The organism is Kosakonia sp. SOY2 (assembly GCF_027109175.1).
GTDB lineage: Bacteria > Pseudomonadota > Gammaproteobacteria > Enterobacterales > Enterobacteriaceae > Kosakonia.
The window spans coordinates 366,014-383,525 of the sequence record NZ_JAPVXH010000002.1; the positions used below are offsets into that span (position 1 = coordinate 366,014).

Below are 17,512 nucleotides of genomic sequence, written 5' to 3' on the forward strand. Positions count from 1 at the left end.
GCTACGCGATAAACAGGCTGAGCAGCAGAACCATACCTAAGCCGACCACCGAGTTTATTAACTCCAGCAGCCCCCAGGTTTTGAAGGTGTCTTTCATCGAAATGCCGAACGTCTCTTTAAACAGCAGAAAACCGCCGTCGTACATCAGTGTGATGGTGTTGCTGCCGCAGGCAACGGCCAGGCACATCAGTGCCGGATTGAGGTGAAACGCGCTGACCATCGGCGCAACGATACCCGCCGAGGTGATGGCCGCGACGGCGCCCTGTCCGGTGAGAATGCGGATTATCGCCGTGATTATCCACGCCACGATAAACGGCGACAGTGGGACGTGACTCATAATGTCCACGATATGGTTCCCCACACCGGAAACTACAATCACCTGTTTCAGAATGCCGCCGGCGCTGATGACAAACAGCACATTGGCGATTTTCGCAATCGCGTCGCTGGCGCAGTGGGTGACGCCTTCCGCTGACATCCCACGCTTGATGCCAAGAAACCAGATTGCCGCCAGCGTGGCTAACAGCATGCTGATTTCCGCGCTGCCAAAGAAGGTGCAGACTTTTACCAGCTCCGAGCCTGCGGGCATTAACCCTTTGATAATCGACGCGACAATCATTAGCACCGCCGGGATCAGCGGGATCAGAATGCTGATGCTGAACGGTGGCAGATCCTGCGCGGTTTTCTCTTCGACCGGTTTCAGTAGCGAATTCAACGGAATCGCGTTAATACCCGGCAGGTATTTGGGCAGCAGAATGCCCGCGCAAAACAGCGCCGGGATAATCACTAAAATGCCGTACAGATAGACCTGCACAATGTCGGCGTTGAATGCGCTGATGAGCGCGACCGGGCCGGGCTGCGGCGGGAAAAGGCTGTGTCCCATGGTCGCGCCAACCACGGTGGGCACCACTAATTTCATATACGGAATATTGGCTTTTTTAGCGATATTCAGCATCAGCGGCATTGCAATAAGAAATGCCACTTCATAAAACATGGCGATGCCAAAAATAACGCCGATAAACATCAGCCCGACCGAAAGGAAACGCGTTCCGCAGCGTTCAATAACGCTATCCGCAATACGCTGGCTGGCACCAGATTCGGTCATGAATTTACCGATGATAGCGCCAAATATAATAATCAATGCAAGATGGCCGAGAATACTTCCCAGTCCGTCCTGAATAACCGTGACAATTTTATCCAGCGGAATACCTTCCATGATCGCAACAAATATCCCCGCAATCAGCAAGGCGAAAATATTGTGAAATTTATATTTAAGATTCATAACGACCAGGAGCGCAATACCAACCAGCACCCAAAATAGCGCTAACAACGGGGACATAGAGAATACCTTTCGGATTTGCCTTACATGAAAGCCGGTGGAGCCACCGGCCTGAATGACATTTTATTAATGTTGTTTTTCGAGTGCTTCCCACAAACCGTGCAGGTAGGTGACACCGAGGGCGCGGTCGTAAAGCCCGTAGCCCGGACGCCCGGTTTCGCCCCAGATAAAGCGCCCGTGGTCGGGGCGGATATAACCATCAAAGCCGTTATCGTAAAGTGATTTCATTATCTGGAACATATCCAGCGATCCGTAGCGGGATAAATGCGCAGACTCATAAAAATCTTTATCTTTAATGAGTTTAATATTTCTAACGTGGGCAAAGTGAATACGTTTGCGGCGGGTAAATTCTGCGAGGATTTGGTAGACATTATTATCCGGATCTTCAGCAATGGAGCCTGTGCATAATGTAATACCATTGGCTTCTGAATCCACCGCATTACAAATCCAGTCGAGATCGTCGCGGTTTTTTACAATACGCGGCAGCCCAAAAATAGAATACGGCGGATCGTCCGGGTGAATGGCCATTTTTATGCCGACTTCTTCACACACCGGAATAATGCGTTTAAGGAAATACACCAGGTTTTCGCGCAATTTCGCGTCGTCGACATCTTTATATTTGGCAAACAGCTCCTGCACTTTTGCCAGCCTTTCTGGCTCCCAGCCGGGCAGGGCGAAACCGTTGGAATTCTCCAGCACCTCTTTCACGACTTCATCAAGAGTTTTATCGATACCTTTTTTCTCGAACGCCATGGTGAGTGAACCGTCTGGCAGAACATAGTTCATGTCGGTTTTCATCCAGTCGAAAACCGGCATGAAGTTATAGCAAATCACCTTGACGCCGACTTCCGCCAGGTTGCGAATAGTTTGCTGGTAGTTGGCAATTAGCTGCTCGCGGCTGGGCAGGCCAATTTTGATATCATCGTGAATGTTAACGCTTTCAATGACTTCCATTTTTAAACCAGCCTGATGAACCTGATCGGCAAGCGCGCGGATTTTCTCTTTAGGCCACACGTCGCCAACCGGAACATCATAAAGCGCGCCAACGACACCTTCGACGCCGGGAACTTGCCGGATGTGCTCCAGCGGAATTTTGTCTTCAACTGGACCAAACCAGCGCATTGTCATTTGCATGCTCATTACCACCCTTAAACGTTTTGCTTAACTACCATACTAGTATTGATAATAGCCGGATGGTAAGCGCATTTGTGCGATCCACTTCACACAAACCCCTTCGCCAGGATTGAATCCCTGAGAAGCAAACAGAACAGCACGTTAATCTGCTGATAACGTTTTACTGACAAATATTTTTAAAATAGTGCTTGCGCTGTCAAAGCAACCATGCGTTAATGCGTCGTCGGTTTGATAAATCATTATCTCCAGCAGTTCACTAAAGTCTTTCTCATCTCTAAGTACCTCCTTGCTACTTCTTTTTGGGTCTTCGCTTTACACTCTGATAAAAAATAATGTCTCAGACCATTACTGCCGCATTCGGCGAACAAAAAGAAGGTAATAAGCATGTCTACTAAAATGAACGGTATCGTTAAATGGTTCAACGCTGAGAAAGGCTTCGGTTTCATTACTCCGAAAGATGGCAGCAAAGATGTATTCGTACATTTCTCCGCTATCCAGAGCAATGCATTCCGTACTCTTGAAGAAAATCAAGAGGTTGAGTTTACTATTGAGAACGGCCCGAAAGGTCCGGCTGCGGCCAACGTGGTTCCGCGCTAAGGATTTAGAATTATTAATCGTATTCATTTTCGCTGCCCGTGCTGTCACGGGTCGCAATACCGAATTTCCAGCTTTGATATAACTGAGAAAAATCCGGCAGGTGCCAAATGTATTTTTTGCAAATCAGCAATGACCACATTTGATAATATCGCCGCATTTGTTCAGGCCAGCCAGGCGCCACTGGAATTCCGTAAATAATAAAAAAACAGGTCAGTTTTCTGGCCTGTTTTTTTATGTCGAGCAATAAACTTCATTTTTTTCTGCGATATACAGAATCCGCGCCCGAATTACTCGTCCATTAACATAATCATTTTGATCGAACGGTTGCTGGTTAGCTGCCAGGTCATCTGCCGGTAGTGCAACTCGCCTTGTTGCGGATGATGAAAAACGCGCTCGCCACCCTCACGCACCACCACTTGCTGGCGCGACCAGAACGCGCGAAACAGTTCGCTGTCGTTACTCAGACTCTGCACAAACTGGTTCAGTCCTTTGTCGTGCGGGTAGTGCATCGCGTCCGCGCGTAGCTCGGCGACAATCCGGCTGGCGCGCGTTTCCCAGTTGACAACCAGCGTTTGCGCCAGCGGGTGGCGAAACATAAAACTCATCATATTCGGTTGGGTATCCTTATCCAGCCAGCCGCTGAACAGTGTCTCAGCGGGTGTATTCCACGCCAGCATATTCCAGGTCAAATCCAGCAAATAGCAGGGGCAGGCCATCTGATTCACCGTGGCCAGCACAGCAGGTTCGACGGTAATGACGTGCTCTTCCTGCGGGTCGTTTTGCAGCGCCAGATGAAACAAATACTTGCGCTCTGCGGCGCTCATTTTTAACACGTTGGCGATATTCGACAGGGTTTGCGGCGAAACAACAATATCCCGCCCTTGTTCAATCCACGTATACCAGGTGGTGCTGATGCCGCTAAGTTGCGCCACTTCCTCCCGCCGCAATCCACGCGTGCGACGCCGCCCTTGCGCCGGCAAGCCAATATCCGCAGGCGCGGTATTTTCCCGCTGCGATCGCAAAAAAGCGCCAAGGGTTTTCGGCCCGGCAAATAAGGTACTTTCCATGGGGGTACTCATTAATACCAGTATAAGTACACATATTGTACCCCTATAAAGGCGGTCGTATAGTCGCCAAAGAGCAACTTTTTGTCGTGCTAAAGAAGGAAAAAGAGAATGTCGGTTAATCATCATGAGTTAACAAAAAAGCAGTTTGGCGACCAGGCCCAGGCCTACCTGACAAGCCAGGTGCATGCGCAAGGCGCAGATTTAGTGCGTCTGGTCGAGTGGCTGAGTACTGATGCGGATGCCTCGCTGCTGGATTTAGGCTGCGGTGCCGGGCATGCCAGTTTTGCCGCCGCAGGCGTGGTGCGCGAAGTAACAGCGTATGACTTATCGGAAAAAATGCTGGCGGTAGTGCGCCAGGCGGCGAGCGATCGTCAGTTACACAACATCACCACCGCACACGGCGCGGCGGAAAAGCTGCCCTTTGCCGACAATACATTTGACGTGGTAATCAGCCGCTACTCGGCGCACCACTGGCATGATGTCGCACTGGCGCTGCGCGAAGTAAAACGTGTGCTGAAACCCGGCGGGAAATTTATCCTGATGGATATCGCTTCGCCTGGCTGCCCGGTGCTGGATATCTGGCTGCAAACCATTGAAGTGCTTCGCGATCCGTCCCACGTACGTAACTACTCGCCAGCCGAGTGGCTGCAAATGACGCAGCAAAGCGGCATGCAGGTTGAGAAGATGGTTTCTGATCGACTGGCGCTGGAATATCAGCCCTGGGTGGAACGCATGAACACGCCGGAGGTATTGCGCGCGGCGATCCGCTACCTGCAAAACCAAACCTCCGACGAGGTGAAAGCGCATTTTCTTATTGGCGACGATGGCTCGTTTACTTCCGACACACTGATGTTTCAGACACGTGCGTAAGCAAAATCGGTGCGCCCACCACGCGGGGCGCACCGGTTTCTTAGCCAATCGCGTTACCGATCACGTCACGAATGCGTTGGGCAATGTAGCCAACATGGGTTTCCAGTGCGAAATGCCCGGTATCAAGCAGCTCGACCACCGCATTTGGATTATCGCGTTTATAAGCGTGCGCGCCTGGCGGGATAAAAAACGGATCGTGCTCGCCCCAGATAATCAGCGCGGGTGGCTGGTGGGTGCGGAAAAAGGCCTGAAACTCCGGGTAGCGTTTCAGGTTGCTGGCGTAATCAAGAAACAGATCCAGCTGGATCGCTTTATTTCCGGGGCGCTCCATCAGTAATGTATCCAGTTGATAACCTTCCGGGGCGACAGTTTCAGGGTCGCGCACACCGTGCAGGTACTGCCATTTTGTCCCTTCCAGATTGAGGATCGCATCGTGAACGACCTGCCGGTTTTCCGCGGTCGGCGCGTGCCAGTAAGCCTGTACCGGCGCCCATGCGTCGCCTAAACCGTCCAGATACGCATTGCCATTTTGCGAAATAAACCCGCTCACCCGCTGCGGATAATGCAGCGCCAGCCGCAATCCGGTCGGCGCACCGTAATCAAAAACATACATGGCAAAACGTTGCAGATTCAGCGCATCGACAAAGGCAATCAGCGTGTTTGCCAGCCCATCAAAGCTATAGCGGTAATCGCGCTCAGCGGGAACTTCGGTAAAGCCGAAGCCGGGCAGATCCGGGGCGATAAGGTGAAACTTATCTGCCAGCAGCGGGATCAGTTCGCGAAACTGATGCGAAGAGCTGGGAAAACCGTGCAGCAGCAGTAATACCGGGTTTTCCGGGTTACCGGCTTCACGGTAAAACACCTTGACGCCATCGGCGTCTGCATACTGATAGCGAACCGGGAAATGCGTATTGGCAGCCATATCGTCACCTCTTTTGAAACCGTTAAAAATTAATTTATAGGGTTACTTCAGGGTTGAGTATGGCGAAAGCATGTAACTGTGTAAAATATATTTTATCGGTTACAATGTGCGGAAGAATGAGAAACAGGGGAGAGCAACGATGACAGCAGCCACGTTACCCGGTGCGGAAGGCCCGTGGTTCATAGCCGAAGACCACGCGCTGGATTTCATCAACACGCTGGCGATGGCGGAAAAATCGCCGCATGACTTTTGGCAGTCCGATGACGATGTGCGCCAGTGGCTACAGCATGTCGGGTTGCAGGTTAACGCGATGGCAAAGCCGGGAGAGTTGCTGGCTGAGGCGCGTAAACTGCGTGCGTTGATCCGCCAGCTTGTCGAAGAGAAAAAGCACGGGCGGGAACTGTCGCTGGATGAGCTGAACGGCTGGCTGGCGCAGGCGCAAAGCCACTTACGCCTCGTGGTCGATGAGCAAGGCGCGCTGCAAACGCAGCGCGTATACCTGCTTGATTCGCCGCAGCAAGCACTGGCACCGGTCGCAGAACAGGCGGCAGCGTTACTGGCAAACGGGCAGTTTGACTATATCCGCCAGTGCGAACACCCGGATTGCACACTGTGGTTTTACGATAAGACCAAAGCGCATCGCCGCCGCTGGTGCAGCATGGCGCTGTGCGGCAACCGGGCAAAAGTGGCCAGATTTCGCGCCAAAAGTAATTAATTCGTGACCCAATGGTGAATAAGCCGCGGTGACATAAACACTTTGGCACCATAGACCTCGCGCAGTGGCTGCCAGAAAGTAAATTTGCGCATAAGTCGCTGTTATAAATTTGCTTAGAGTTTGAGGACTAATGAATCAATCTCTGCTGGTGCTGGTGCTGGTGCTGGTGCTGGTGCTGGTGCTGGTGCTGGTGCTGGTGCTGCGACGCTGTTGGCTCTTTTATGGCGCAGGCCGCGCCAACGAGTTTTCTACCAGCATATTTTTCCGGCAATGCGGGTTTCGCCACTTGAAAATGCGCAAGGCGCTGCCGCAACGCCGAAAATCAACGGCGTCGATATTTAGTATCTCACCGCCACCAACGCCAGTGACGCGACGATCGTTAGCGGTTTGCCGGAATTGGCCGCGCAAAATGTCACTTTGCGGCACAACAATATCGCCGCCAACTACGGTATGTGAACCGGCAGGGGAATGCGGTGCATAGCGAGGCGCAGCAAGGGGCAATGCCGCAGACGGCGTTGAACCTAAATTGAGGAATTGCCCGGCATGTCAGCGCTGCCGGGCAAATACTGCTTTAGCGTGGGATAATGTTTTCCGCTTTCAGGCGGTCAAACAGCGCGGTGAAGGAATCCAGCGTGCTGCGATAACCGGTAAACCCGGCTTTTCGGCTCTTGCTCATATCAGCGAAAGCTTCCATCGGGCGACCAAGATCGGCATCCGTATGCCACCAGGAGGCCAGTTTACCGATGTCTGGTTCTGCCAGTTGATACTTGTCCGCGATCTCTGTCCACGCGGCTTGCGCCTCTTGCATGCGCCCTTCCAGCGGCATCATGCTCGCCGGGAAGGCGGCCGCTTCAATGCCGAAATAAGCCGCCAGCCGCGGCCATAACCAGTTCCAGCGGAACACATCGCCATTCACTGCGTTAAAATCTTCGTTCGCACCACCGTCGCTCACCGCCGCCCAGCTCAGCTGCTCTGCCAGTAAACCGGCGTCGGTCACATCGGAGACACCGTTCCACTGCTCAGGTGAGCCGGGGAAGATAAACGGCCACCCTTTTTCGCGGCACAACGTGGCGTAAACCGCCAGCGTCTGCCCCATGTTCATGGCGTTACCGAGCGCATACCCGATGATGCTGTGCGGGCGATGTACGCTCCAGCGATAACCGTATTTTTTCGCCCCGGCGAACACTTCATCTTCCTGGGCATAGTAGAAGTTATCCACGTTCTGGCGGCCCTGCTCTTCGCGAAAAGGCGTGACCGGCACATTGCCTTTGCCGTAGGCTTCGAACGGGCCAAGATAGTGTTTCATTCCGGTGACCAGCGCGACATGCGCCCCGGCCAGGCGTTCGCCCAGCGCATCAATGACATTTTTCACCATCGCGCCATTGACGCGAATATTGGCTTTTTCATTCTCCTGGCGCGCCCAGACGCTAAAGAACAGCGCATCGGGTTTCTCGTTTTTCAGCGCCTCGTTGACCGCCGCCGCGTCGGTTAAATCCGCCGTCAGGCTGGTGCAGCCCGCCGGAACCGCGCCGCGCCCGCGTGATAAACCAGTAACCTGCCAGCCGTCTGCCAGCAGTTTCTCCGCCAGCGCCCGGCCAATCACGCCGCTGATGCCGACAATTAATGCTTTTTTCTGCATGAGATATTCCTCTGGGTTTTGTCTACCTCACAGGCTAATAGAGAATTAATTTCTTATCTCTGGTATTAATTCACATCATTCGTAACTTAAATTCACTAATGCCATGAGCGATCAACGTCTGAAAGATATCGTCCCCTTCGTTGCCAGCGTTGAAGAGGGGAGTTTTACCGCAGCGGCGGAACGCCTGCATCTGACCGGCTCGGCGGTGAGTAAAAGCGTTGCCCGTCTGGAAGCGCGGCTGGGTTCGCGTTTGCTGGAGCGCACCACGCGTCGTCTTGAAGTCACCGATGCCGGGAACGCGTATTACCAGACCTGCATTCGTATCCTGGAGGAGCTGGCGGAAGCCGAGTCGGTGCTGGCGGCACACCGCACCATTCCGTCCGGGCGGTTGCGTCTCGCCGTGCCAAACACCTACGGGCGGCTGGGCGTGATGCCGCTGCTGATCCCGTTTTGTCAGCAACACCCGGAAATTGATCTTAGCCTGACTTTCTCCGATCGTTTTGTGGATCTGTTCGATGAGGGGATCGACGTTGCTGTACGCATCGGGCAAACCGTCGATCTACCCGCATCGCTGGGGTGCCGGCAAATTGGTCGTGAAAAGATGGTGTTTTGCGCCGCGCCCGATTACCTGCAACGCGCCGGGACGCCACAACATGAGGCGGAGCTGATGCAGCACCGGGCTATTCTTTATGAGCGGGTGGATGGCAGCACCAAGCCGTGGTTATTTACCACCGCCGACGGGCACCCGGAGTGGCGCCGCGTGCCGTATCGCATGGCGCTCGGCGATGTCGATGCGCAGGTGCAGGCGCTTTGCGCCGGGTTGGGCGTTGGGCAGATGCCGACCTGGCTGGTGCATGAGCACGTGCAGCGCGGCGAGTTGCAGGTAATTATGCCGCAATGCCAGCCGCACGGGCTGGCGCTCACACTGGTGTGGCCGCGCCGCAAGCAGCTATTACCAAAAGTGGACGCGTTACTGATGGCGCTCGGCGCGCTGGAGATCTCTCCGCCGCTTGCCGCACCAGCACTTGACCAATGACAAGGCGGGTGGGTAGGGACTCTCTTTATAATCAGCCCCGTTTCCCTTCTCACTGGTGTGATTTATGGCTTACCAACTCAACCTCAACTGGCCGGAATTTCTTGAAAAATACTGGCAAAAGAAACCTGTTGTCCTGAAACGCGCGTTCCCGGATTTTGTCGACCCGATTACGCCAGACGAACTGGCCGGGCTGGCGATGGAGCCGGAAGTCGACAGCCGCATTGTCAGCCATGTGAATGGTCAGTGGCAGGCGTGGAATGGCCCGTTTGAATCGTTTGATCATTTAGGCGAAAAAGACTGGTCGCTGCTGGCGCAGGCGGTTAACCACTGGCATATGCCCTCTGCCGAGCTGGTGAAGCCGTTTCGCGTGCTGCCGGAGTGGCGTTTTGACGATCTGATGATTTCTTACTCCGTGCCGGGTGGCGGCGTTGGCCCGCATATCGACCAGTATGATGTGTTTATTATTCAGGGGATGGGCAGCCGTCGCTGGCGCGTGGGCGATAAACTGCCGATGCGTCAGTTCTGCCCGCACCCGGCGCTGCTGCATGTTGATCCGTTCCCGCCGATCATTGATGAAGATCTGGAGCCGGGCGACATCCTCTATATTCCGCCAGGATTCCCGCATGACGGTTTTACACACCAGGAAGCGTTCAACTATTCAATTGGTTTCCGTGGGCCGAACGGCCGCGATCTGATCAGCAGTTTTGCTGACTACGCGCTGGAAAACGATCTCGGGAACGAGCACTACAGCGACCCGGATTTAACCTGCCGCGAACACCCGGGCCGGGTAGAAGCGTACGAGCTGGAGCGCGTGCGCAATATGATGATCGAGTTGGTTAGCCAGCCGGAGCATTTCAAACAGTGGTTTGGTAGCTTTATTTCCACGCCGCGCCACGAACTGGATGTCGCACCGGAGCCGGACGATTACCGCGTTGAGGAAATTGTCGATGCGCTAAAAGAGGGGCAGGTGCTGACGCGCCTTAGCGGTTTACGTGTGCTGAACGTTGACGGCAGCGTCTTTATCAACAGCGAATATCTGGACACGGCCGATGCGCAGGCCGCCGATGCGCTGTGCCGCTACACCATTATCGGCCTTAAAGAACTGGGCAACGCGCTGGATAACCCGGCTTTTGCACAAGAGCTGACCGATCTGGTGAATCAGGGTTACTGGTACTTCGACGAGTAAAATTTGTTCGTGTTTCCAGCAATAAAGTGACTGAGCATTTATGGTGTTCAGTCACTTCAAATCCCGTGAAAAATAAAATCCATCGCGTTGCGGATCACCTCGCGCTGCGCGCGCATACTGCAAACCTCTTCACCCAAAATCGCCAGGCTGACGCCTGCAAGATCGTGGGTCAGTAACAAATACGAGTTCCCTTCGATCTCCAGTACCGGATTTAACCGCTCAACCCGGCGGCGATCTTTGTAATCCGCCAGTGGGCAGAGCGGGATCACCACCCGCGAGTTCATGCTACCGATAATATCGCTCTGTACATCCAGCAGAAACGGGAAATCCCGGCTGTTACTTTTGTTCCGATAAACCGAATATTGCATGGATTAAAACTTCCTGTGTTCATCCGAGAAGTGGCCGCGTTCGGCAATAAATTCATTTAGATCGGCAATGGCGGCGGCATTTTCGCGCTTCCAGCGCTCAGCTGCCAGATTGCGCAGTTCACCTTGCAAGGCGGTCGCAAGTGTTTGCGAAAGGTTGATGCCTTCTTTGCGCGCTTGTTCCAGTAGCTCGCGCTCGACGGTCACGCTGACATTTTGCTTGTTTCGCTGTTTAGGTGCAGTAGCAGGCATGACGTCCCCCTCCTGTGTATAGATGTGTGTAGTATACGCAGGTGTTTGCATGCCATCTAGCCAAAATTTGTACAATACCAATACGTGGCGGAGAAAAAGAATTGCCCGCTCAGCGGGCAATATCTTTATCAATATCGTTATCTCGCGACGATAAAGCGCTTATCGTCGTCGATATAGCTCTTTTCATCAGCGGCTGTAACAATCGAACCAAAATTCATTTCTGCGCGCAGCTTCCAGCTTTCCGGGATCTGCCACGCGGTGCGAACATCAAGATCGATTAACGGGTTGTAGTGTTGCAGATTCGCGCCAATGCTCTTTTCCGCCAGCGCCAGCCACACCGCGTACTGGGCGATACCGCTGCTCTGTTCTGACCAGACGGGGAAATTATCGGCATAAGCGATGTACTGACGCTGCAGGTGAGTGACCACTTCCTGATCTTCAAAAAACAGCACGGAACCAGCGGCGGCGGCAAAACCGTCGAGTTTATCGGAGGTGGCGTGAAAGCTCTCCGCCGGGATCACTTTGCGCAGCTGCTCGCGCACCATCTCCCAGAAACGATCGTGCTCTTTACCGAGCAGGATTAGCGCCCGCGAACTCTGCGAGTTAAACGCCGACGGCGCCTGGCGGATGGCCTCTTTAATGATGTCAACCACCTCATCTTCGGCGATGGGCAAATCTTTGCCGAGGGTATAAATGGTTCTGCGCGCTTTAGCGAGCGAGAGGAAGTCGTCCACCGCAACGTGAGCAATCCTCGGTTTTAACTCCGCTTCCAGCAATGCCTGAGGCTTGATGGCAGGTGGTGCGTCATCGGTGCGGGCGAGCGTTGATTTTAATATTTGCTGAAACGGATCCATCAGGTGCGGCTCCTGTCATGAGCGTCAGTGGGGTTAAAAGTGTCATTATCAGAGCATAGGCCAGAGCATTTCCATCCTTCAAATAGATGAAAGAAAGCGTGGTATTTGGCGCAAAAAAAGAGGTGTCACGGCACCACTCTCGTGATGATGTGGAAAAGGACGAGGCTGTTGAGATAATCCTGAACCTTACCTTTCCCTTTTAGGTGATAGATTTTCATCTTACAGGCGAAATAAGCTCAATATTATTCAACAATAACCTGGGTAAGGCGGCGTTTAATTTATGAAATAAATGAAAAATGGATATTTAGATCGATGCTGTCAATAATTGATCATGAATTAACCTTTTGCTTTATATGATTTTTTTAACGTTTTAAGACGATCCGCATAGCTAATTTTCCTGTTATTCTTTATTTTAAATAATATTCCTAAAGTATTTTCCAGACTGGTCGATGAATAGAGTTTCGCCAGGCATCGAGGAAAAAAATGAAAACGCAATCATTCGGTCAGGACCTGCCTTTGCACCCGGATCCGCAGGCGACGCAAAATATCCCGATCCCACCTTTTGTCGAGACCATTGCGGTGCGTTTATCCTGGGCCTCATCAGTTGCTGAATCGGAAGCGTATCGCCTGCTCGCGGCACCCTATTATCACGGTGCGGTGACGGCGGAAAACAGAGAACAGCTACTCGCACGCTTTCCTTTTATGGCGGAACTGAATGCGCCTGCGCCGATTGCCGACTATACGATTATGCTGGTCAGCCTGTGGCTTACTATTGAAGAGATGTATCACCGGGGCAAGTTATTGCCGGACGAGATTATGCAGGGATTAATGGCAAAAACGACAACCACGCATTTGCGTGATTGTCGTGAAAATGAAAACGGCTGCACGCAGAATATTCCACAACCGCACGATTAAGTTCACGCCATAACGTTGTAATCGAGAAGGTAGCGTTCCATATAACGGGCAATAACGTTGCGCAGAATTTCATATTTCTTGCGCATCGGATCGCTGCGGTGGAAAATCAGCACCACTTTACGTTTTGGCTCCGGGCTAACGCAGCGAATATAACGAATATTCTCGTTGCCGCCCTGCTGTGTGGAAAGCAGCGGAAAGAAAGAGACGCCGCGATTAAACGCCACACCGCGCCGCAGGGTTTCCAGATGCATGGCGACAAAGCGCGAATCCGGCTCCAGCTCAAATTGATAGCAGTAACGCAGTACCTGGCTATGCAGGCAGTTGCCGTCATCCACCATCAAAATCTTATTATTCTTGAGATGCCCCATATCGATTTCGCTCATTCGCGAATAGGGGTGCTGGTGGCTCACGCCCAGCACCAGCGGTTCGTCGAACAGCGGCAGCTCGACATATTTGCTGGTGTCTTTATTGGAAGTCATGATCGCGCATTTAATGGTGTCCGACTCCAGCATATGCAGCAACTGGTTGGTTTGCGCTTCGTGAATTTCCAGCTCGATTTCCGGGAAATTCTCGCGGCACACCGTATTGAGATGAGAAAAAATATAGGGTGCGAGCGTCGGAATAATACCGACATCCAGCGTCTGCATCAGGTTCTGATAATGGCTGCTGCTGGCCATATTTTTCAGCGCTTCAATTTCGCGCAGCACCACCTGGGTTTGCTCAACCAGCCGCAACCCGGTTTGTGTGAAGCGGATCTTACGCGTGGTACGTTCCAGTAACTGCAAGCCCAGCTCATTTTCCAGCTTGCGTAACTGGGCGCTGAGCGTTGGCTGGCTGACATTACACGCTTCGGCAGCGCGCTGAAAATGGCGATGTTTCGCCAGCGCGACAAGGTACTCAAGATTACGGATGTTCATTGTGTTCCCCGGGGCGCAAGTTTCCGTTCTGCTGAGAACCCGCCTGTAACAACATGCTGTGCAAATGACGTGTGATTGTTTTCAACTCAGTCATCAGGTTTTCCCCCTCATGTTTGCACATGAGATTTGATGGTTTTTATTATTCATTTCGCGCTTGAAGCTTCCTGCCTGACTCCTGCGCAATCCCGCGCCGGCATTGTTGCTTTACTACTATTTCGTTTTTAATGAGACGGCAAAAAGCGACAACATGTGCAAAACGGACAAATAATAACCTTCGCCCGGTAGCACAGATGTCTCTATTTGCTGATAGTCGCCCATCGTTAAATCACGCACTGCCAGCATGCCGCCGGACATCGCGTAACTCGCCCGTTCGTCGCCGGAGACACTCACCCACGCAGGCGTCGTGCTGCGGGCATAATTAGCCCAATAATGACGGAAATTCTCCATCGAATGCGCTTGCGTATCGCTGAGGCTTAAATACAGCGGAACGCGAATCGCGTCATAACCAAATCGCGCCGGCCAGTTTTCGGCAGGCATGACTTCACCACTATTCTTAATAAAAATCCAGTCGCTGGGCAGTTGCGGCTTACCGAAGCGCGCTTTATTGAGCAATTCGAGGCTCGACTTTTTTAACTTAAGCCAAATCTCATTATGCCGCTGCCGCCAGAAGCTCTCCCACGCCGGAAAAATAAAATAAGAGGGGTTAACAATATAGCCGTCGTCTTTGGTAAAACCGCTCAGCCCCGGCAGCAAAAGCAGGCGGGAATCTTGCTCAATAATTAGGCAATTGATCAGCGCATCCTGAATATTATTCGAAGCCGCCAGGTAACTCTGATCGTGCCATTTATTACCGGCCAGCAATAAGGCCCAGGCAATCAGCGTATCGCCGTCGCTGGCGTTATTTTCGTCCGTCACGTTATGCGTCTTCGGATCGTAACGCCAGGCAAACAGCCACAGTGACGGGCGTAATAAGGTGTTGCGCGTCCAGCGCCACACTTTTTCAAACGTGGCGGGATCGTCATTCAGTACGGCCAGTAACATGCCATATCCCTGACCTTCCGAATGGCTGATATCGCCATTTTCATGGTCAACAATGCGGCCATCCTGGCTCAGGTAATTCTGCTTAAATAGCACCCAGTTACTGTCCTGGCTGTGGGCTGAAAAAGCGGTCATGGCCAGCGACAGTAACAAACACGGCATGAGCCAGGTGGTTCTTAACATGAGATTTCCTGTGGTAGAGATAGGGCAGTTACCTGCCCAGGCGTTACACCGCTTCAGCGATACGTTCTACGACCTCAGCCACCGGCTTGAGCGCCAGTTCATGCTGCAGCCAGTGGCGGAAAGCCGGGCCGGTCGCGCCGTGGCGCAGGCCGTACTCCACAAACGCTTTCATATAGCCAATTTTGTCCCCGCAGTCGTGTGACTTGCCGGTCAGCGCATAGGCTTCAACCGGCTCACGCGCCAGCAGCATAGCGATCGCATCGGTCAGTTGAATTTCGCCGCCTGCGCCAACCGGCGTTTTATGCAGCAGCGGCCAAATCGCTTTCGACAACACATAGCGACCCACCACCGCCATATCGGATGGCGCTTCCTCGACCGGCGGTTTCTCCACCATGCCCTGTACCTGGCCGAAACCACCGGCGGGCAGGTTTTCACCGCCGCAATCCACCACGCCATAGCGCGAAACATCGTCGTGATTAACCTGCTCGATCATTAACTGGCTGGCGCCGGTGAGGGTAAAGCGATTGATCATCGCCGCCAGGTTGTCCTGCGCCATATCGCACTGGCTATCGTCGATCAGCACGTCCGGCAGCACGACGACAAAATCGTTATCGCCAATTAGCGGCTCGGCGCACAGCACCGCGTGACCAAGGCCTTTCGAGTGACCCTGGCGCACATGCATAATGTTCATCCCCGCCGGGCAGATGGTGCGCACCTCTTCCAGCAGCTGGTTTTTCACGCGCGATTCCAGCAAGGACTCCAGCTCAAAAGAGGTGTCGAAGTGGTTTTCTATGGCGTTTTTAGACGAGTGCGTCACCAGCACGATCTCGCGGATCCCGCAGGCGTAGCACTCCTGCACGATATACTGGATAAGCGGCTTATCGACGATGGGTAACATCTCTTTCGGAATAGCCTTGGTTGCCGGAAGCATACGCGTGCCGAGGCCTGCCACTGGGATTACAGCCTTTAACATAGTTATTTCCTGTTTTTTTATTGCTGTTTAAATATCAACACACAACGGTGTTAATGATGCCACCCGATTCATTAATGCCCGGAACCTGGTAGTTAATATAATTATCACCGCCTCGCGCCTTCACTTTATAAAGGGCGGTATCGGCGGCTTTTAAAATGGAAGAAAAATTCGGCCCATGTTCGGGATAACTGGCGACGCCAATACTGACCGATAATTCCACCGTCTGTTGCAGGTACTGCAAATACATCGGCTGGCGGGTGGCTTCGACAATTAATTGCAACACGCCACGCCCGGCAGGTTCATCGACACCTTCAATGTACGTCAGCGCAAATTCATCACCGCCAAGCCTGCCAAGCAGCGTGCCGCGAGAAATGCACTGTTTCACCCGGCTGATAAAACAGCGCAGCACCTCGTCACCGGCGGCGTGACCCAGGTCGTCGTTAATGTTTTTAAAATTATCGAGATCGAGGATCGCCACCACAATCTGCGCGCCGCGCGCATTGGCGGCACGGATTTTCTTGCGGCTGCGAATATAGTAGCCTTGGCGATTCAGCGTTTTGGTTAACGCATCGTTGTGAGCGCGAAAATGTAATTTCTCGCGAATCGCCATGTGCCGGGTAATATCAAAGCCTAACAAAATAAACGCGAATATTTCACCACGCTCATCTCGCTTAGGCATTAAGCGGGTGTCGAGCCAGACAATTTCACCGCTCTTTTTACGCTGGGATATTTCTCCCTGCCAATTATCGCCGGTGGTTTTGGCGATATTTATCGCCGCCGCCAGTGAGATTTCCGTGTCGTCGTCCGCGGTCTGAAACAGCACCTGGCCTGTCACCTCATCCGGCGTAAAGCCGGTGAGCTGATAAAAGAACGGGCTGGCGTGAATCAGCCGCCCGGCGGTGTCGAGCACCAGCGAAACAAAGGCATTATCCTCCATATAATTAACGGCTTCGATTTCAAGTTTCCTGCCTGAAACCATAATTTCATTCACCATGATGATCACCTGATCGTTGATATAGAGTTTTCATGCCTTTGTGTACTTATTCGCCGATGGCGTAGCGGAAAATCAGTACATCTTCCGTGGCGTTGTCTTTCCAGCGTACCGGAACCTGGTTGCCCGCCCCCTGCGATACCAGCCACTGGGAGTAAGCCCCTTCCAGCACATACGCACTGGCACGACGCCAGCCCGCTTCATCGCGGTACTCCGGCGCGTGCGGCCAGGCGCAGTGCAGCAAGATCAGCTCGCGCTGCGCCGGTGCCATTTTCACAAAACCCCAGTTGAACAGCTCCAGCACCCGGTTAATGCTGGCTTCCAGTTCGCTCACCGTGGTGGCGTTATCAATGGGATACCACTGAGCCATCATCTGGCCGATGCGTCTCAGGGCGTCGGGATCTTTATCGCCACGGCCTTCGGTGTATTCGTTAAAAAACAGATACACCAGGTCATGCCAGCCAGCCTGATAATTGCGTTGTAAATAAGTGTCCTGATTGCTAAACATCATCTGTCCCACGG

Annotated in this window: 21 protein-coding genes; 8 read left to right on the plus strand and 13 right to left on the minus strand. The window is 52.9% G+C overall.

The features are described 5' to 3' along the window. Position 1: 1 nt before the first annotated feature. The gene (locus O3S68_RS14670; RefSeq protein WP_269231805.1) at positions 2 to 1,336 is read right to left on the minus strand and encodes a gluconate:H+ symporter; all 1,335 of its coding nucleotides are present in this window, start codon (positions 1,334 to 1,336) and stop codon (positions 2 to 4) included. 66 nt (positions 1,337 to 1,402) lie between these two features. Next, positions 1,403 to 2,470 carry a mannonate dehydratase gene (gene uxuA / locus O3S68_RS14675; RefSeq protein WP_044489729.1) on the minus strand — a complete coding sequence of 356 codons (1,068 nt, stop codon included), beginning with the start codon at positions 2,468 to 2,470 and terminating at the stop codon, positions 1,403 to 1,405. Positions 2,471 to 2,854: 384 nt separating this feature from the next. On the opposite strand from uxuA, the gene cspE reads away from it, so the two are divergent. Together cspE and ymcF are read left to right on the plus strand one after the other, a co-directional pair. Continuing rightward, positions 2,855 to 3,067, plus strand: a complete 213-nt coding sequence (gene cspE, locus O3S68_RS14680; protein ID WP_017457639.1) for a transcription antiterminator/RNA stability regulator CspE — start codon at positions 2,855 to 2,857, stop codon at positions 3,065 to 3,067. Between the two features lie 9 nt (positions 3,068 to 3,076). Further along, on the plus strand, positions 3,077 to 3,265 hold the full coding sequence (ymcF, locus tag O3S68_RS14685; RefSeq protein WP_071925288.1) for a cold shock small protein YmcF: 189 nt from the start codon (positions 3,077 to 3,079) through the stop codon (positions 3,263 to 3,265). Positions 3,266 to 3,354: 89 nt separating this feature from the next. On the opposite strand, the gene O3S68_RS14690 is transcribed toward ymcF, so the two are convergent. Beyond that, the gene (locus O3S68_RS14690; protein ID WP_269231806.1) at positions 3,355 to 4,134 is read right to left on the minus strand and encodes a helix-turn-helix transcriptional regulator; all 780 of its coding nucleotides are present in this window, start codon (positions 4,132 to 4,134) and stop codon (positions 3,355 to 3,357) included. A gap of 108 nt (positions 4,135 to 4,242) precedes the next feature. Here O3S68_RS14690 and O3S68_RS14695 point away from each other — a divergent pair, with 108 nt between their 5' ends. Next, positions 4,243 to 5,004, plus strand: a complete 762-nt coding sequence (locus tag O3S68_RS14695) for a class I SAM-dependent methyltransferase (protein ID WP_269231807.1) — start codon at positions 4,243 to 4,245, stop codon at positions 5,002 to 5,004. A 40-nt stretch (positions 5,005 to 5,044) separates the two neighbouring features. Here the strand turns inward: O3S68_RS14695 and O3S68_RS14700 are convergent, their stop codons facing one another. After that, a complete protein-coding gene (locus O3S68_RS14700; RefSeq protein ID WP_269231808.1) occupies positions 5,045 to 5,926 on the minus strand; it encodes an alpha/beta fold hydrolase in 882 nt (293 codons plus the stop codon). 139 nt (positions 5,927 to 6,065) lie between these two features. On the opposite strand from O3S68_RS14700, the gene O3S68_RS14705 reads away from it, so the two are divergent. Then, positions 6,066 to 6,641, plus strand: a complete 576-nt coding sequence (locus O3S68_RS14705; RefSeq protein ID WP_097406142.1) for a CGNR zinc finger domain-containing protein — start codon at positions 6,066 to 6,068, stop codon at positions 6,639 to 6,641. Between the two features lie 130 nt (positions 6,642 to 6,771). Next, positions 6,772 to 7,122, plus strand: coding sequence for a hypothetical protein (locus O3S68_RS14710; RefSeq protein ID WP_269231809.1), 351 nt, complete (start codon positions 6,772 to 6,774; stop codon positions 7,120 to 7,122). A gap of 90 nt (positions 7,123 to 7,212) precedes the next feature. On the opposite strand, the gene O3S68_RS14715 is transcribed toward O3S68_RS14710, so the two are convergent. Continuing rightward, on the minus strand, positions 7,213 to 8,280 hold the full coding sequence (locus O3S68_RS14715) for an SDR family oxidoreductase (RefSeq protein ID WP_269231810.1): 1,068 nt from the start codon (positions 8,278 to 8,280) through the stop codon (positions 7,213 to 7,215). 103 nt (positions 8,281 to 8,383) lie between these two features. Here O3S68_RS14715 and O3S68_RS14720 point away from each other — a divergent pair, with 103 nt between their 5' ends. After that, on the plus strand, positions 8,384 to 9,316 hold the full coding sequence (locus tag O3S68_RS14720) for a LysR family transcriptional regulator (protein ID WP_020455101.1): 933 nt from the start codon (positions 8,384 to 8,386) through the stop codon (positions 9,314 to 9,316). 64 nt (positions 9,317 to 9,380) lie between these two features. Further along, the gene (locus O3S68_RS14725; RefSeq protein ID WP_045512544.1) at positions 9,381 to 10,502 is read left to right on the plus strand and encodes a ribosomal protein uL16 3-hydroxylase; all 1,122 of its coding nucleotides are present in this window, start codon (positions 9,381 to 9,383) and stop codon (positions 10,500 to 10,502) included. 56 nt (positions 10,503 to 10,558) lie between these two features. On the opposite strand, the gene O3S68_RS14730 is transcribed toward O3S68_RS14725, so the two are convergent. The 3 genes from O3S68_RS14730 to O3S68_RS14740 all read right to left on the minus strand — a co-directional run bounded on the left by O3S68_RS14730 (position 10,559) and on the right by O3S68_RS14740 (position 11,973). Beyond that, on the minus strand, positions 10,559 to 10,870 hold the full coding sequence (locus tag O3S68_RS14730) for a CcdB family protein (RefSeq protein WP_269231811.1): 312 nt from the start codon (positions 10,868 to 10,870) through the stop codon (positions 10,559 to 10,561). Between the two features lie 3 nt (positions 10,871 to 10,873). Further along, positions 10,874 to 11,119, minus strand: a complete 246-nt coding sequence (locus tag O3S68_RS14735) for a type II toxin-antitoxin system CcdA family antitoxin (RefSeq protein WP_020455098.1) — start codon at positions 11,117 to 11,119, stop codon at positions 10,874 to 10,876. 137 nt (positions 11,120 to 11,256) lie between these two features. After that, positions 11,257 to 11,973 carry a nitroreductase family protein gene (locus O3S68_RS14740; RefSeq protein ID WP_020455097.1) on the minus strand — a complete coding sequence of 239 codons (717 nt, stop codon included), beginning with the start codon at positions 11,971 to 11,973 and terminating at the stop codon, positions 11,257 to 11,259. A gap of 483 nt (positions 11,974 to 12,456) precedes the next feature. Here O3S68_RS14740 and O3S68_RS14745 point away from each other — a divergent pair, with 483 nt between their 5' ends. Beyond that, complete coding sequence (locus O3S68_RS14745; protein ID WP_160268778.1) at positions 12,457 to 12,888, plus strand: hypothetical protein; 432 nt, start codon at positions 12,457 to 12,459, stop codon at positions 12,886 to 12,888. A 2-nt stretch (positions 12,889 to 12,890) separates the two neighbouring features. On the opposite strand, the gene oxyR is transcribed toward O3S68_RS14745, so the two are convergent. The 5 genes from oxyR to bcsD all read right to left on the minus strand — a co-directional run bounded on the left by oxyR (position 12,891) and on the right by bcsD (position 17,501). Then, the gene (gene oxyR / locus O3S68_RS14750) at positions 12,891 to 13,805 is read right to left on the minus strand and encodes a DNA-binding transcriptional regulator OxyR (protein WP_020455094.1); all 915 of its coding nucleotides are present in this window, start codon (positions 13,803 to 13,805) and stop codon (positions 12,891 to 12,893) included. Positions 13,806 to 14,015: 210 nt separating this feature from the next. Further along, positions 14,016 to 15,026, minus strand: a complete 1,011-nt coding sequence (locus tag O3S68_RS14755; RefSeq protein ID WP_269231812.1) for a glycosyl hydrolase family 8 — start codon at positions 15,024 to 15,026, stop codon at positions 14,016 to 14,018. 43 nt (positions 15,027 to 15,069) lie between these two features. Beyond that, positions 15,070 to 15,999 carry a UTP--glucose-1-phosphate uridylyltransferase GalU gene (gene galU / locus O3S68_RS14760; RefSeq protein ID WP_269231813.1) on the minus strand — a complete coding sequence of 310 codons (930 nt, stop codon included), beginning with the start codon at positions 15,997 to 15,999 and terminating at the stop codon, positions 15,070 to 15,072. 34 nt (positions 16,000 to 16,033) lie between these two features. Beyond that, the gene (locus O3S68_RS14765; RefSeq protein ID WP_045512536.1) at positions 16,034 to 16,993 is read right to left on the minus strand and encodes a sensor domain-containing diguanylate cyclase; all 960 of its coding nucleotides are present in this window, start codon (positions 16,991 to 16,993) and stop codon (positions 16,034 to 16,036) included. Between the two features lie 46 nt (positions 16,994 to 17,039). Continuing rightward, complete coding sequence (bcsD, locus tag O3S68_RS14770) at positions 17,040 to 17,501, minus strand: cellulose biosynthesis protein BcsD (RefSeq protein ID WP_044489478.1); 462 nt, start codon at positions 17,499 to 17,501, stop codon at positions 17,040 to 17,042. Positions 17,502 to 17,512: the final 11 nt, after the last annotated feature.